Annotated in this window: 17 protein-coding genes; 8 read left to right on the top strand and 9 right to left on the bottom strand. The window is 51.3% G+C overall.

Annotation, left to right across the window (positions count from 1 at the left end; translation table 11 throughout):
* Positions 1-57: 57 nt before the first annotated feature.
* Positions 58-549 (top strand): redoxin family protein, encoded by a 492-nt coding sequence (locus tag GN241_15730; protein ID XAT58682.1) that lies wholly within the window; start codon positions 58-60, stop codon positions 547-549.
* Between the two features lie 4 nt (positions 550-553).
* Here GN241_15730 and GN241_15725 read toward each other — a convergent pair whose 3' ends face one another.
* From GN241_15725 to GN241_15710, 4 genes are read right to left on the bottom strand one after another with little or no spacing between them, the layout of a single operon-like run.
* Entirely contained in the window at positions 554-847 is a 294-nt protein-coding gene (locus tag GN241_15725) for a 4a-hydroxytetrahydrobiopterin dehydratase (GenBank protein XAT58681.1), read from the bottom strand.
* An 11-nt stretch (positions 848-858) separates the two neighbouring features.
* The gene (locus GN241_15720; GenBank protein XAT58680.1) at positions 859-2052 is read right to left on the bottom strand and encodes a GNAT family N-acetyltransferase; all 1194 of its coding nucleotides are present in this window, start codon (positions 2050-2052) and stop codon (positions 859-861) included.
* Positions 2053-2098: 46 nt separating this feature from the next.
* Entirely contained in the window at positions 2099-2869 is a 771-nt protein-coding gene (locus GN241_15715) for a phosphodiesterase (GenBank protein ID XAT58679.1), read from the bottom strand.
* Positions 2866-3330, bottom strand: a complete 465-nt coding sequence (locus tag GN241_15710; protein XAT58678.1) for a RidA family protein — start codon at positions 3328-3330, stop codon at positions 2866-2868. Before GN241_15710 ends, GN241_15715 begins: the two co-directional genes overlap by 4 nt.
* 233 nt (positions 3331-3563) lie before the next feature.
* Here GN241_15710 and GN241_15705 point away from each other — a divergent pair, with 233 nt between their 5' ends.
* Both GN241_15705 and GN241_15700 read left to right on the top strand, forming a co-directional pair.
* On the top strand, positions 3564-4310 hold the full coding sequence (locus tag GN241_15705; protein ID XAT58677.1) for a VacJ family lipoprotein: 747 nt from the start codon (positions 3564-3566) through the stop codon (positions 4308-4310).
* Complete coding sequence (locus GN241_15700; protein ID XAT58676.1) at positions 4297-4899, top strand: ABC transporter substrate-binding protein; 603 nt, start codon at positions 4297-4299, stop codon at positions 4897-4899. Before GN241_15705 ends, GN241_15700 begins: the two co-directional genes overlap by 14 nt.
* A gap of 1 nt (position 4900) precedes the next feature.
* On the opposite strand, the gene GN241_15695 is transcribed toward GN241_15700, so the two are convergent.
* The gene (locus tag GN241_15695; protein ID XAT58675.1) at positions 4901-7024 is read right to left on the bottom strand and encodes a glycosyl transferase; all 2124 of its coding nucleotides are present in this window, start codon (positions 7022-7024) and stop codon (positions 4901-4903) included.
* 264 nt (positions 7025-7288) lie between these two features.
* Here GN241_15695 and GN241_15690 point away from each other — a divergent pair, with 264 nt between their 5' ends.
* Together GN241_15690 and amt are read left to right on the top strand one after the other, a co-directional pair.
* Complete coding sequence (locus tag GN241_15690; protein ID XAT58674.1) at positions 7289-7627, top strand: P-II family nitrogen regulator; 339 nt, start codon at positions 7289-7291, stop codon at positions 7625-7627.
* A 16-nt stretch (positions 7628-7643) separates the two neighbouring features.
* Complete coding sequence (gene amt, locus GN241_15685) at positions 7644-8978, top strand: ammonium transporter (GenBank protein ID XAT58673.1); 1335 nt, start codon at positions 7644-7646, stop codon at positions 8976-8978.
* Between the two features lie 124 nt (positions 8979-9102).
* Here the strand turns inward: amt and prs are convergent, their stop codons facing one another.
* Positions 9103-10113 (bottom strand): ribose-phosphate diphosphokinase, encoded by a 1011-nt coding sequence (gene prs, locus GN241_15680; GenBank protein ID XAT58672.1) that lies wholly within the window; start codon positions 10111-10113, stop codon positions 9103-9105.
* A gap of 39 nt (positions 10114-10152) precedes the next feature.
* On the opposite strand from prs, the gene GN241_15675 reads away from it, so the two are divergent.
* Positions 10153-11181: an alpha/beta fold hydrolase gene (locus tag GN241_15675; protein ID XAT58671.1), complete on the top strand. Its 1029-nt coding sequence runs from the start codon at positions 10153-10155 to the stop codon at positions 11179-11181.
* Here the strand turns inward: GN241_15675 and plsY are convergent.
* The 3 genes from plsY to GN241_15660 form a co-directional block, all read right to left on the bottom strand.
* The gene (plsY, locus tag GN241_15670) at positions 11178-11789 is read right to left on the bottom strand and encodes a glycerol-3-phosphate 1-O-acyltransferase PlsY (GenBank protein XAT59319.1); all 612 of its coding nucleotides are present in this window, start codon (positions 11787-11789) and stop codon (positions 11178-11180) included. The genes GN241_15675 and plsY overlap by 4 nt on opposite strands.
* Positions 11789-13051: an amidohydrolase family protein gene (locus GN241_15665; protein ID XAT58670.1), complete on the bottom strand. Its 1263-nt coding sequence runs from the start codon at positions 13049-13051 to the stop codon at positions 11789-11791. Before GN241_15665 ends, plsY begins: the two co-directional genes overlap by 1 nt.
* A 78-nt stretch (positions 13052-13129) precedes the next feature.
* Positions 13130-14077 (bottom strand): aspartate carbamoyltransferase catalytic subunit, encoded by a 948-nt coding sequence (locus GN241_15660; protein XAT58669.1) that lies wholly within the window; start codon positions 14075-14077, stop codon positions 13130-13132.
* A gap of 149 nt (positions 14078-14226) precedes the next feature.
* Between GN241_15660 and GN241_15655 the strand changes: the two genes are divergently transcribed.
* A complete protein-coding gene (locus tag GN241_15655) occupies positions 14227-15015 on the top strand; it encodes a uracil-DNA glycosylase (GenBank protein XAT58668.1) in 789 nt (262 codons plus the stop codon).
* Entirely contained in the window at positions 15012-15554 is a 543-nt protein-coding gene (gene moaB / locus GN241_15650; protein ID XAT58667.1) for a molybdenum cofactor biosynthesis protein B, read from the top strand. Before GN241_15655 ends, moaB begins: the two co-directional genes overlap by 4 nt.
* Positions 15555-15737: the final 183 nt, after the last annotated feature.

Below are 15737 nucleotides of genomic sequence, written 5' to 3'. Positions count from 1 at the left end.
CTGTCGAATAAACGCATTATAACATCCTCTATGCGAATACAAATAAGGGAATAGGAAATGACCATAGTCGTGGGCAATAGATTGCCAAATGCGCCGATATTGCGGGTAACAAATTCAGAGATTGAAACCGTTGATCTGAACGATGTATTTGCCGGCCGCCGCGTGGCCATATTTGGCATGCCGGGCGCGTTTACCGGCACCTGTTCGCGCGCGCATCTGCCAAATATCATCAGTCAAAAAGAGCAGCTGATGGATGCCGGTCTTGACGAGATTGCGATCCTTACCGTTAATGACAGCTTCGTGCTGCGCGCTTGGGGGCGCGCCTCTGGTGCCTATGAGGCAGGGCTGACCATGCTGGGGGATGCAGGGTCTGCGTTTACCAAAGCTGTGGGCTTAAATTTCACCGCGCCGGCGACGGGATTTTATGATCGTTCGCAACGTTATGCCTTGGTGGTAAATGACGGTGTTGTTGAGCATTTTCTACTGGAAGAAACCCGCTCTGAAATCACCACATCCAGCGCCGATGCGCTTTTGAAAGCGCTTAGTTAAAAGGTTAATTCAACCCGTCCAGTTTTTGCGCCAAGGCAATATCCAGCGCGCTGAGCCCGCCCACATCATGCGTGCTGAGCGTGACCGAAACGCGATTATAAACATTGAACCATTCTGGGTGGTGGTTCATCTTTTCGGCGATAATCGCGGCCTGGCTCATCCAGCCGAAAGCTGCGATGAAGTTTGCAAATTTAAACTCTTTTGCAATTGCATCGCGCCCCTCTACCACGGCCCAACCCTTGGCGAGTAATGGCGCCAGGTCTTGATGACGCTCGGTCTCTGACAATTTTTTGGTCATTATAGGTTCCTCTACTCTGCAATATCTGCTGTGGTTTTTCGAAACGGGCCAAATTTGGTCATTATCTCTATATCTTCGGTGACGGCTTTTTTTTCCGCAATCAAATATTGCGCAATCGCCTCGTGAAACCCTTTATCTGCAGCCCAATGCAGTGAATGCGTTTCTGCAGGGATATAGCCGCGGGCTAATTTATGCGAGCCTTGGGCGCCTGCTTCCACGCGGGCAAGATTATGTTTAACCGCGAAGTCAATCGCGCGATAATAGCAGAGTTCAAAATGCAGGCAGGGATAGTCTACTATACAGCCCCAGTACCGGCCATAAAGGCAATCGCGGCCGATAAAATTCATCGCGCCGGCAACATATTGGCCGTCGCGCTTTGCCATCACCAGAAGAATATCATCGCGTAAACTGTCTTGCGCTGCATCAAAAAAAGCGCGGGTTAAATACGGGGTTCCCCATTTGCGCGCGCCGGTATCTTGATAAAACCTCCAAAACGCATCCCAATGATGCGGCTCTATCTGCGCGCCCGTGAGCATTTCAATTTCGCCGCCAAATTGATTGGCCTGCGCGCGCTCTTTTCTAATATTCTTGCGTTTGCGTGAAGAGAGCGCGGATAAAAAGCCATCAAAGCTTTCATATCCGGGGTTTTCCCAATGGAATTGCTGCGTTGTTCGGCTGAGGAGGCCTAGGCCTTCGCCGGCTTTGGCTTCTTGCTGGCTACAAAACGTGGCATGTAGCGAAGAAAGCTTGTTGTTTACGGCAAATTGCAATGCACCTTGTATCAAAGCTTGGCGCGCTTCAACCTCATAGCCTGGTTTGAGGAGAAACCGCCGCCCTGTGACCGGTGTGAAGGGCACAGCAATTTGCAATTTGGGATAATATTGCCCGCCCGCGCGATGATAGGCTTCTGCAAAGCTATGATCGAAAATATATTCGCCTTGCGAGTGCGATTTTAAATACATCGGAGTGCATCCGATCAATATTTTATTTTGAAAAGCCAGTAAAAAATACGTCTGCCAGCCAGTGGCCTCGCCCACCGATCCACTCGATTCAAGCGCCCAAAGAAAGCGGTATGTTGTAAAAGGGTCAAGCGCACGCAGATCTTTGCCAGAGCCGGTTTCGGGGCAGGCGCAGCTATCCCAATCAGATTGGGCCACCATCGAAAGCGATGTCACCACCTGAATTTCTATCGCGTCGTGCTGCATCCTGGCCTTTCCCTTTAGCGCCTATGTGTTTCAAAAGCGCGGATAATCAAGAGCTTGTTGCCGGTTGAAAGCCTTCAAATGTAAAATTATCGGCCAGTTGGCGCGCCGCGTGCTGCTGGGCTTTTGTTTCAATTGTCCAACATAATATAGGCACCCCTTTGGCCTTTAAGGCGCGCACCGGTGCGCTTTCGAGATCTTCGTGATGATGGCTGATAAAACTGGCTCCGCATTTTTCAAAGTCGGAAATATTGGTTAGAGTTGAACGCTTATCTCTCGAGATCTCGGGCCATTCTTCCTTTGTAAAAACCTCGGTTGTCAGCCCGCGGGCTATCTGGGGTGCCTGCCGCCGCATTTCGAGCACCGAAAACGGGTTAAAGGACATCACGGCCACAGCGCCTTGATAATGTTGCAAGGCTTTGGCTGTGGCGCGTTCCAGATCCCCATTGCTTGAAGATAGATCCCCAGTTTGATCTTTTAACTCGATCAATAAAGGCACAGATCCAGAAACTTGATGCAACAGCGCAGCGAGCGGTAAAATGCAATCACTGCTCTGTTTCAAAGCCATGCGTTCTAAATTTTTAGCAGTGTGGTTGCGCACCGGTCCTTGATGCGATGTCATCCTATCCAATGTATCATCATGAAAAACCATCGCCTGCCCATCTGCAGAAAGCTGCAGATCAAGCTCGATCCCGTAGCCTTTTTCTATAGCCGCTGCGAAGGCGCTCCGACTATTTTCCAAGATGCCCGCCTTGTCGGTGTGCAAGCCGCGATGCGCCAGCGGCCTCGCTAAAAACTGCGGGTCTAAATCAGATATCATCGAATTTGGAAAATACCTTCAATTTCCACGGCCACGCCCAGGGGCAGCGCGGCGGCGGATACCGCTGCGCGCGCGTGTTTTCCAGCCTCTCCCAAAGCCTCGCCCAGCAGGTTGGACGCGCCATTAATAACGGCGGGCTGGTCTGTGTAATCTGCTGTTGAATTCACAAATCCGGTCAATTTGACAACCCGGATCAATCGATCCAAATCGCCGCCGCACGCCGCTTTCACTTGCGACAGCAAGTTGATCGCACAAATTTTGGCAGCCTCTGCACCTTGCTCGGTGGTCATGTCTAAGCCCAGCTTGCCCTTAATCAGGCCCTCTGGCCCGATTGAAATTTGCCCTGATACATAAAGCATATCGCCGACTTGAACAAAAGGAACGTAATTGGCCGCTGGGGCGGGCGCCTCTGGCAGATTTACGCCCAGCTCGCTCAGTTTTTCTTCAAATTCAGGGGCCATTCTTCTTTCCTTTTTCAACATATTCTTAACAAATGATACCCTGTCTCGGAGCGAGGGAAAAGGGCTACCTTTTGGCGTTTGGCGTTTGTTGGAAAATTTATGCAGCCCTTAAAGACGCTTGATGATGATCACGATTGGTTTACTTGTTGCTTTTGATTGATGTGTCATTGTTAAACAAAGCGTTTGCCGTTAATACCACAAAAAAGGCAGATTTTCGAAACTGGATGTAAAATGTGATGAAACAAACAGGAACTTCTTTAGCTATGGCTTTGGCGTTTGTGCTGGTTTTGCTGGGCATCTCGACGCCGCTTTATAGTCAGGATGCGAATGATCCGTTTGAAACCATGAATCGGCGCGTGCATGGGGTGAATATCGCTTTAGATAAATCTATCGTGCGGCCAGTCTCGTTTGCCTATGTGGAAAACGTGAATGATGGCCTGCGCCAGATGATCAATAATTTCGCTGAAAACCTTTCTGTGCCGGGGGATATTTTGAATAATGTTTTGCAAGGTGAATTTCAATCTGGGCTGCAAAACACAGGTAAGTTTTTGATCAATTCAACTTTGGGATTTGCCGGTCTGGGAACACCGGCTGAAGATTTGGGTATCGGTGGGGATGAAAGCGATTTTGGCACCACTTTGCACAGATGGGGCGTTGGTGAAGGGTTTTATGTTGAGTTGCCGCTATTTGGGCCATCTACCAGCCGGGATGCGACGGGCAAGATCGTTGATTGGATTTTAAACCCGCTAGCGCCATTGATCGAGCCTCCTGTAAATTATTACACAACATCGAGTACGATCGCGAAAGCGATGGATATGCGTGTTGCCTATTCAGGCGCGATCGATTCCGTTCTTTATGACAGCATTGACAGTTATTCCCAAAGCAAGTTGATTTATCTGCAAACCCGGCGTTTTTCGTTAGGTGGGCGTGATGAAGATGTTTATGATGACCCCTATGAGGATCTTTATGGCACAGAATAAGTTACCGCGCCGTGCGGTTTTATCTGGAATTGTTGCTGCGCTGCTATGGAGCGGGTTGCCTGCTTATGCCTTGACGAAAAGCGCCGCAAAAACTTTGATTAATCAGGCCGTAGACGATATCAACGCAATGATCGCATCGACTGATGATGAAGAAATCATTCTGGCAGAGTTTGAAAAAATATTTGAACGTTACGCTGACGTGAATCTAATAGCGCGCTATGCGCTTGGAACTGAAGCGCGGCGGGCCACGCCCAAGCAGATGAATAAATTCACACGGGTTTTTCAAATATATATGGCGCGCAAATATGGCAGCCGGTTCAGAGAGTTTATGGGCAGCGATATTGTCGTAAAAGACACTAAAAAAGTAAAAAGCTTTTACAAAGTGACTGCAGAAGCAAAGCTACAAAACTCTAATCCGTTTGAGGTTGAGTTTTTGGTGTCGGACAAGTCAGGCAAGCCGTTATTCTTCAATATTTTTATCGAAGGGATAAACATGTTGTTAAGCGAGCGCGCTGAAATTGGGGCCTTGCTTGATAAGAATGGAGGCAAGATTGATCGCCTCATTACGGCATTAGAGGCAACACTTTAAACTAGTTCTGCCCGAACAGCTTGCGCAAAAAGCGATTGATCGCGTTGGTGCTTTGGTCTTGGTCCGTGCTTTTATTGGGTTTTCGAGCTTCGGAATGTATCTGAGGCGTTTGTACCAGTGCACTCGGAGGCAGGTCGCCTTGAGCGCGCAGCATGGTGGCTTTCCAAATCTCGGCAGGTAACCCGCCGCCGGTGACCCCGGTTAAAGGCGTATTATCATCATATCCCATCCAAACACCGATCACGTAATCGCTGGAAAAGCCGATAAACCATGCATCGCGTGCGCTCTGCGTTGTTCCGGTTTTACCCGCGGTTTGCCAGCCTTCAATCGCCGCTTTTTGTCCGGTTCCTTCAACCATCACATTTTGCATCATAAAGATCAGATTATGCGCCGCTGTTGGAGAAATGACCCGCTGGCCAGCGCTATTTGTGGCGCCCATCAGGGCCGTGTCTTCTCCGAATAATCGCAATTCGTTCAGCCCGAAAGGGGTGATAGATATGCCGCGATTTAAAATTCCAGCATAGGCCCCGACCATATCGATCAAGGTGGCCTCGGACACGCCCAAGGCAAGCGCCGGACCAGAGGCAAGCTTTTCTCCTACCCCAAAGCCGGAAGCGACATTTCTTACAACATCACGTCCAACCTCTTCGCTTAATCGGATGGTTGGGATATTTAAAGATTGGCTGAGGGCGGTGTTTAAACTGACAGGGCCTAAAAATTCTTTTGAATAATTTTGCGGGCTCCATGGGCCAGAGCCAGGCAGATCCAGCGTTAATGGGCTGTCTTGTACAATGTCATAAGGGCTGTATCCTGCCTCTAGAGCCGCTGCATATACAAAAGGTTTAAAGGCCGAGCCGGTTTGTCGAAGCGCTTGCGTGGCGCGGTTAAAGCCTCCGGCAACCGATGTATTGCGCCCGCCCAGCATTGCCCGCACCGCGCCGTTGGGGGACATCACAACAATCGCAGCTTGCGCCTTGGAACCCGGGCGAACCTTTGAATCGAATACCTGATGCATTGCCTGTTCCGCCGCGTTTTGAAGGCGGCGGTCAAACGTGGTTTTGATAATCACATCTTCGGTTGTTGTCTGCGTTAGAAAGCGTGGACCCGATTGCATCACCCAATCGGCGAAGTAATTACCGGCATTGGCTTTGGCCGCTTGCGACAATTGCGCGGGGTTTTTGCGCGCGAAATCGGCCTCTTCGGTGCTGAGTAACGCTTGCGCTTGCATCAAATTGATAATGACGCCCGCGCGGTTTTGCGATCTCTGCAGGTCATTGGTGGGCGCATAGCGGGTCGGCGCCACCAAAAGCCCAGCCAGCATTGCCGCCTCGGCAGGGTTTACATTGCGTGCTGATTTTCCAAAATAACGTTGCGCCGCAGCCTCAAACCCGCGCGCTCCCGCGCCCAGAAAGCTACGATTTATATAAATTGTTAAGATTTCATCTTTTGAAAACCGGCTCTCCAGCGCGAGCGCATAGACGGCTTCTTTGACTTTGCGCCATAAGCTGCTTTCTCGGCACTCGGCCTCATAAGCGCGCTCGCTCTTCCATCGCGCACGATCGAAAGGCAGGCCTAAACATAAGAGTTTCGCGGTTTGCTGGGTTATGGTCGAGCCACCATGTCCGGATAAAGCGCTGCGGCCCTCGCGCTTATTAATCCGTATCGCGCCCAAAACGCCGCGCGGGCTCAACCCAAAATGGCGGTAAAACCGTTTATCTTCGGTTGCCAGAACCGCATGACGCAAATGCGGTGAAATACTTTGCGCGTCGATAGCTTCCCCAAATTGTTCGCCGCGCCAGGCAAAAACCTCATTGTTGCGGTCAAGCAAAGTGACCGAGCCGCGGGCTCGTACATCCAGCAGGGCCGATAAATCGGGCAGGGTGCTACGATAATAACCCACGCCTGCAGCAGTGAATAAGGCAAGCATTAGGGCTGAGCGCCAGATAACAGCCCAAACCAAGCCCACGCAACGGTTAAACAGCCATCGTAAAGCCCTGGCCAAGATGTTTCTTTGCTTGGGGGCGGCGCTGCGCGGGGGCTTTGGCGGGTTTCGGACGTCTTTCGGCGCTGATCCATAGCGGTTTTGCGCGATTAGCGGCTTGTTTGATTTCTGTTTGCCTGCCATGGATTGCCCTGCTTTTTTCGAGCTCTTTGCGGCGAGTCTATCGTATCTTGGTGGGCTTGTTTAGGGCTAACTGCTCCTCCAAACCCATCCGCGTTGTGGTTAAAAATTAATCATCAAGAAGAGTTTGCGCAAAAAATATGCGCTTTTGATAGATTTTACACCTTAAATATCAGGCTTTTGGTGGCCCTTCGATAAGGGGCGGCGTTGATAGAGGCGTGATTTTGGCCACCCGCCAAAGCAAGAAAATTATGAAAGGAACCAACGGTGAAATTGATCATAGCAACCATCAAACCGTTTAAGCTCGAAGAAGTGCGAGAGGCGCTTACCGAGATTGGCGTGCGGGGAATGATGGTGACCGAGATTAAGGGCTTTGGAGCCCAGTCGGGTCACACTGAGATATATCGTGGGGCAGAATATGCTGTAAATTTTGTACCGAAAGTAAAATTGGAAATCGTGACGGATGCGTCAATGGCGGATCAAGTCGTTGAAACTATCACCAAGGCAGCCAAAACCGGCAAAATTGGCGATGGCAAAATCTTTGTTCTCGATGTCGATCAAACTGTCAGAGTGCGCACCGGTGAAACCGGCGCTGACGCGATATAAAGAAGGACCACTTAGAATGTTAAATACAAAACACAAAATCCTTTCAGGCGCCGCCGCAGCGGTGATCCTGCCAGGCGCAGTTTTGGCGCAAGAAGCACCGGCATTGGTGCCGACGGATAGCGTCTTTATCCTTAATTCCCTGCTGTTTTTAATTGGTGGTTTCTTGGTGTTCTGGATGGCGGCCGGGTTTGCCATGTTGGAAGCTGGCCTTGTGCGCTCGAAAAACGTGACCATGCAATTAACGAAAAACGTGGCCTTATTTTCGTTGGCAGCTATTTTCTATTACCTCATTGGGTATAATCTTATGTATCCGCTGGGAACATGGGCGGTTGAAGGCGTTCTGTCTGGTGTCTGGGGCACGGCGGTTTTAGAAGCAGTCGGCGTTACAGCGGATGCGGCGGATGATTATAGCTATGCGTCCACCGGTTCAGATTTCTTCTTCCAATTGATGTTCTGCGCTGCAACGGCCTCTATCGTCTCGGGCGCATTGGCCGAGCGGATCAAACTTTGGCCGTTTTTGATTTTTACGGTGATTTTGACAAGTATCATTTACCCGCTGCAAGCCAGCTGGAAATGGGGCGGTGGCTTCTTGGATGGCATGGGTTTCTTAGACTTTGCCGGCTCAACAGTGGTGCATTCGGTTGGCGGATGGGCTGCGCTTGCAGGAGCGATCATCCTGGGCCCAAGGCTTGGCAAATACTCAGCCGATGGCAAAGTGGTGCCGATCCAAGGCTCAAATTTAGCTTTGGCGACTTTGGGTACATTCATCCTATGGCTGGGTTGGTTCGGCTTTAACGGTGGCTCACAGCTTGCGATGGGCTCGGTTGGAGATGTGGCAGATGTGTCGCGCATTTTCGCCAACACAAACGCCGCCGCTGCGGGCGGGGCTGTTACCGCTTTGATCCTGACGCAACTGCTTTATTCAAAGCCAGACCTTACGATGATTTTGAACGGAGCCTTGGCGGGCCTTGTGTCGATCACAGCTGAGCCTCTGACACCGTCTTTGGGTGCGGCAACCATTATTGGTGCGATTGGTGGAGTGATTGTTGTGTTCTCAGTGCCATTCCTAGATAAATTGAAAATCGATGACGTTGTTGGCGCGATTCCAGTGCATTTGTTTGCAGGGATTTGGGGCACGATCGCAGTTGTGTTCACCAATGGCGACGCCTCTCTGGGCACCCAGCTGTACTCGATCATTGTTGTGGGTATTTTCGTAACCGTTGCTTCGGCGGTCGTTTGGTTCATTCTCAAAGCAACAATGGGCATCCGCGTTTCGGAAGAAGATGAGATTAACGGTCTGGATATGTCAGAGCTGGGGATGGATGCCTATCCTGAGTTTTCGAAAAGCTAATCGCTTATCAAACTGGAAAATAAAAAGGGCCCGTCTGGGCCCTTTTTTTTATCTGTTTTATTTTTCAAAAATGGGATGCAAAAGCGCTTTGAGCGCTTTGAGCGCTTTGAGCGCTTTGAGCGCGTTAGTACAGGCCATCATAGATCGGTCCTAGTGTATCTGTTTCGAATAATGACGAGACAGAAGTGCCATTCCAGATGTTCAAGATTGCTTGCGCAAACATCGGTGCCGTTGGGACAATGCGAATATTTGGCGCTGCCAAAACGGCGGGGCTGGCCTCAATCGAATCGGTGATCACCAGCGATTTCATCACCGATTTTGTGATCCGTTCAACGGCGGGGCCAGATAAAACACCATGGGTTATATATGAGTGCACTTCGGAGGCATCGTTTTCAATCAACAGCTCGGCGGCTTTGCATAAGGTGCCGGCGGTGTCGCAAATGTCATCCACAATGATGCATTTTTTTCCCGAGACGTTACCAATTACCGTCATCTCGGCGATTTCACCGGCTTTTTCACGACGCTTATCAACAATGGCCAAGGGCGCTTCGATCCGCTTTGCAAGCTCGCGCGCCCGCGCAACCCCGCCCACATCGGGCGAGACAACCATTATATCATCGGTCGTTTCTTTGAATTGATGCAAAATATCAAGCGCAAAAATTGGTGACGCGTATAGGTTATCAACCGGGATATCGAAAAAACCTTGTATTTGCGCGGCGTGCAAATCCATGGTGAGCACGCGCTCAATGCCAGCCTCAACCAACATATTGGCCACCAATTTGGCGCTGATCGGCGTTCGGGCTTTGGCGCGGCGGTCTTGCCTTGCATAGCCAAAATAAGGGATCACGGCGGTGATACGGCTGGCCGAAGAGCGGCGCAGCGCGTCGGACATGATCAACAGTTCCATCAAGTTGTCATTTGCAGGGTTCGACGTGGATTGAAGAATAAACATATCTTCGCCGCGCACGTTTTCATACACTTCCACAAAAATTTCTTGATCATTGAAGCGTTCGACCCGGGCATCGACCAATCCAACATTTAATCCACGGTGCAGCGACATCCGTCGAGAGATGGCTTTTGCCAAAGTAAGGTTGGCATTGCCTGCGATGATTTTGGGTTCGTTGAGATTTGGCATCCAGAAAGTATTCCTTGATTGCTTTGTAACAGAATCGTGATGTTGCTATCGCTTAACATGGTAGATCTCTCGGGCCTAGATCGGGATCTCATTCCAACCCAAAAAATGTCACAAAAGAATATTCTTAAAGAGATGGCAGCGGCAATCTGGCAAAAAAGTGAAACCTGTTTGACGGTTTTGCGCTGTGTCTGCAAGATATTGCTTGTCGGCCAGGGATATAAAGGGCTGGCGAAAGATATTAAGGGGTATCATTTGAAACGTGACATAAGGGCTGGCTATCCAACGGCTTGGCAGATGACTGGATCAGGGTCGCGGGCTGTGCTCTTGCTGCATTGTTCATTGGCGATGTCTTCGGCATGGCGCGGCCTATTGGACGAAATGGCGCAAAGCGAGCATCAGTTTACTATGTTTGATTTGCCCGGCCATGGAGAAAGCTTGAAATGGGATTTTCGTGGTTCGTTTCACGATGTCAGCACCGCCGTTGCCGCAAGTTTTCTGGATCAGAAGATGGATTTAATCGGGCATTCTTTCGGGGCCAGTGTTGCGCTGCGGCTTGCGGTCGAGCATCCAGATTTGGTGCGGTCGCTCATTTTGATTGAGCCGGTTATTTTTTCATTGGGCTTTGCTTATGAACCGGCCTCTAAAAAGGCTTTTTTGCAGGATCATTCTGAGTTTGATCGTGCCATAGCGTGTGATGAATTTCTAGGCGCTGCGCGCGCGTTTCACCAGATTTGGGGAAGCGGCCAATCTTGGGATAGATTGCCGGATAAAGTGCAACGCGGGATGGTGGATAAAATCCATTTGATTCCAGCCGCGGCATCGCATGTGGTAGAAGATGCTTATGGGTTTTGCACGGCTGGGCTGCTCGAAAAGATTGAGGCACCGGTTTTACTTTTGCAGGGCAGTGCCTCTTCTGCTCCCATGCCAGCGGTTATATTATCTTTGCAATCCCGCTTGCCCCGTTGCCTTGTGAAAATGCTAAAAGGGGCTGGCCATATGGCTCCGATCACGCATGCGAAAGCAACCGCAGCGCATATACAAAGCTTTTTGAAGAACCATCCGGTTTAATTTTTGGCGCCAATTTTTGTTTCTTGGCCTTTCGAGAGCCGCAGAATATTCGATCTGTGGCGCCAAAACACCAAGATTGCCAAGGCCAAGCACAGAACCAGCATGGTTGGATAGCCCAGTAAAAGCGCCCAAATAGGCGCGCTGGCCGTTGCCATTAAAGCCGCCAAAGAAGAAAAGCGAAACAGTGCTGCGGCGGCCAGCCATGTGGCGCAAGCGGCAAGCCCTAATGGCCAGAACAGCGCATAATACACGCCCAAAAGCGTTGCTACGCCTTTGCCGCCCTGAAATCGCATCAAAACCGGATAGCAATGCCCCAAAACGGCACTTATTGCCGCAATCTGCGCGCTGGCTTCCCCGGAATAGGACAGCGCCAACGCGACCGCGAAAGCCCCTTTTGCAGCATCTAAAGCCAGCGTTAAGGCCGCGGCTTTTTTATTGCCAGTGCGCAGCACATTGGTAGCACCTATATTGCCCGAGCCAATATTGCGCAGATTGCCCAGGCCCATGGCTTTTGCCAGCAGCAAGCCAAAGGGGATACTGCCAATAAAATACGAAAGCCCGATCCAGAAGATGATTTCGTTTAAATTGGCAGAGAGGTCTGGCATCATCATTGTCCAAACACCTGTTTTCCCGCCACAAAGCTGGCGAGTACGCGGCCTTGTAAACGTGCACCGTCAAAGGGGGTGTTTTTGGATTTTGACTTTAATGTTGCCCGGTCCAAAACAAAGGGCTGATTGGCATCAAATAAAACCAGATCAGCCGGCGCCCCGATCGCCAAACGCCCGCAGGGCAGGCCTAGCCTTTTGGCGGGGTTCAGCGCCAGCGCGCGAAACAAGCCAGGCAGATCCATTTCGCCAGAATGAAACATGCGCAACGCCGCGGGCAGCAGGGTTTCAAGCCCCACCGCGCCCGAGGCGGCTTCTTCAAACGGCAAACGTTTGCTTTCTTCATCTTGCGGGGTATGCATTGAGCTGATCGTATCGATCAGGCCGCTTTGCAGCGCTTCAATAATAGCCTGTCGATCTTCTTCGGATCGCAAGGGTGGTTTCACTTTGAAAAAGGTTCTGTAATCCGCCACGTCTAGTTCGTTAAGCGTCAGGTGATGGATCGACGTACCTGCGGTTATATCAAGGCCGTTAGTTTTGGCACGTTGCAAGGCCGGCAAAGCGCGCGCTGTGGTGATTTGATCGGCATGATATTTCGCCCCCGTCATTTCCAGAAGGGCAATATCGCGATCAAGACCCATGCGCTCTGCAATTGCGGATACGGCTGGAAGCCCGCGCAGCGAAGCAAATTTGCCCGAGGTTGCTGCCGCGCCTTTTGACAAGCCTGGATCTTGCGGATGCGCGATGATCAGGGCGCCAAGCGAACGGGCATAGCTGAGCGCGCGTGAAAACACCTTGTTATCGCTGACCACATGATCGCAATCTGTAAAGGCCACCGCGCCTGCATCCAACAAAAAGCCTATTTCAGTCATTTCCCGGCCTTGCCGGCCTTTGGTCAGGGCGGCCATTGGCAAAACATTGATGGGGGCGTCCAAATTGGCGCGCCTGCGCGTGAACTCGAGCGTTTCGGGGGTGTCGATTGCGGGCAATGTATCAGGGCGGGTGATGATGGTTGTCACGCCGCCCGCGGCAGCTGCCTGACCGGCTGATTTGAAGCTTTCTTTATGGCGTTCGCCCGGCTCGCAAATTTTTACCCCAATATCCACTAAGCCGGGGGCAAGATATTTGCCGTTACAATCAATAACCCGCTCAGCTGCTTGGTTTTCAAAGCTGTTAATTATGCCATTTTCAATGAAAATTTGGCCGATGCGGGTTTCACCGCGCTCGGGATCAACCAAATGGGCGTTTTTTAACAAAAGGCGCATGCAAGCCCTCGCTTTGAATTTGGCGCCGCGTTGCCGTTCAATGCGCGCCTTGGTGTCAGGACGCGGCTTTTAAAAACATCAGTCATGGCGCTCTTTCATAACGCGCTGATTGCGCGCCAAAAGATCCATTGTGGCCATGCGCACGGCCACTCCCATTTCTACCTGTTCTTGGATCACCGAGCGATTGATATCATCGGCAATTTCGCCGTCAATTTCCACGCCGCGATTCATCGGTCCGGGATGCATTACAATCGCATCAGGTTTGGCAGCGCGCAGCTTTGCCTCATCCAAACCATAGCGGTGATAATATTCGCGTTCCGAGGGGATAAATCCGCCATCCATGCGTTCGCGTTGCAAGCGCAGCATCATCACTACATCTACGTCTTTCAAACCTTCTTGCATATCGTCAAAGACCTCGCAGCCAAAGGACTCGATGCCCGAGGGCATCAGCGTTGGCGGCGCGATCAATCGAATGCGGTTTTCCATTTTCCCCAATAGAATTATGTTTGAGCGGGCGACGCGCGAATGCGCAATATCGCCGCAAATTGCAATGCTTAGCCGGTGCAAGCGGCTCTTCGCCCGCTGGATTGTTAAAGCATCTAGCAGCGCTTGGGTCGGGTGTTCATGGCGTCCATCACCTGCGTTTAACACGCTGCAATTCACCTTTTGGGCCAGCAGATCAACCGCCCCTGAATGGGGGTGGCGCACAACCAAAAGGTCGGGATGCATCGCGTTCAACGTCATCGCTGTATCAATCAGGGTTTCCCCTTTTTTGATTGAGCTGGCCTGCATGGACATGTTCATCACATCGGCGCCCAATCTTTTCCCGGCCAGTTCAAAAGAGGCTTGCGTGCGGGTGGAGTTTTCAAAAAACATATTCACTTGCGTGCGGCCGGCCAACACGTCTGAATGTTTGTTTGGCTGCCTGTTGAGATCCACATAACTGTCTGAAAGATCCAGAATCTCGCGAATAGCCTCTGGTGCAAGGGGCTCAATGCCCAGCAGATGCCTATGCTTAAACGCCATTGCACAACCTCGCTTACTTCAGGCCTCATACTCAGAGCAGCGCCATCGCACAAGGCTTGGTGTAAAAATTTTTCATTTCGACCGCCTGGATGGGCCGCGCGATCCGAACTGGCTTTTCCTCGCACGGGGAACCGGCTAGCGTAGGGTTTATGGAATCGCAGTTAGACTGGCATAATGCACGCGCCCTGCTGGAGTGGCAGGTTGCCCTTGGCGCCACTGAGGCCATTCAAGAGCGGCCCGTTGATCGTTTCGCATTGGATTCGGCGCCCGTCAATGCGCCAAAAATCATGCCAAATGTTGCAAAACCGCCCGCTGCGCCGCACCTGCCAGCCATTGACGCGGTTGCTGTTGCGCATGGGCTGGCAGAGCACTCGCAAACTTTGGAGGATTTGGCCGCCGCGCTTGGTGGGTTTGAGCTTTGTGATTTGCGAAAAGGCGCGCGCAATCTGGTGTTTGGTGAGGGACAAACCGGATGTGATGTGATGATTATAGGGGATGTTCCCGGGCGCGAAGACGATCTGCAAGGAAAGCCCTTTTTGGGGCCATCCGGGCAGCTATTAGATAAAATGCTTGGGGCGATAGGCCTATCGCGGCCATCGGCGGGAAAGCCCTCTCACGTTTACCTTGCGCCATTTTTGCCTTGGCGGCCGCCGCAAAGCCGGCGCCCCAGCCCTTCCGAGATAGCGATGATGGCACCGTTTATGCGCCGGCACATCGCTTTGGCGGCTCCGAAAACTCTGGTTTTGATGGGGGGAATTGCTTGTGATGGGCTTTTGGGCAAATCCAACCTCACCGATCTGCGCGGGCAATGGTTTGAGTTCGAGGGCATTCCGCTGCTTCCCATGCTGTCTCCTGATTATTTACTGCGCATGCCATCGGCGAAAAAATTAGCGTGGAAAGATCTTTTGGCGCTTAAAAAAAGGTTGGAATTGGAATGAGCCGAATTGATAACACCGCACCGTTTATTCCTGTGCGCATCGCAGTGTTGACAGTTTCAGATAGCCGCAGCCTTGAAACGGATAAATCGGGCCAAACCTTGGTGGATCGGCTGTGTGAGGCCGGCCATCATTTGGCAGATCGCATGATCTTACCCGATGAGCGCGATCAAATCGTAGCGCAGCTACGCGCCTGGATCGCGCGCCAGGATGTGGATGTGGTGATTTCAACCGGTGGAACTGGGTTAACCGGCCGCGACGTGACGGTTGAGGCGCATAAAGATGTGTATGAAAAAGAAATTCAGGCTTTTGGCATCGTGTTCACGATGATCAGCATGCAAAAGATTGGTACATCGGCGGTGCAAAGCCGCGCGACAGCAGGCGTGTCGGGGGGAACCTATCTATTTGCTCTGCCGGGAAGCCCCGGCGCTTGCCGCGATGCGTGGGATGAAATTTTGGCAAAGCAGCTCGATTTTCGACATCGGCCCTGCAATTTCGTTGAAATCATGCCAAGGCTTGATGAACATTTGCGCCGTAAATAGGCAGCGGTTTATGCTGCCGAATTAGGTATGCGTGCTTTGTTGAGCTAGTACATGCTCTGCGAGGCGGGAAACTAGCTATAAAACAAACGCCACAACAGATTTGCATAAGACGAAAAACAAGACCCACTATGAGTGGTGACGTTTTTGGGCCTTGGCGCGGCGGAATGTCACGCTATTTATAGA

This window comes from Rhodobacteraceae bacterium IMCC1335 (assembly GCA_039640495.1).
In the GTDB taxonomy this organism is placed as follows: domain Bacteria; phylum Pseudomonadota; class Alphaproteobacteria; order Rhodobacterales; family Rhodobacteraceae; genus Thalassovivens.
This window is presented reverse-complemented; position numbering and strand designations above follow the sequence as displayed.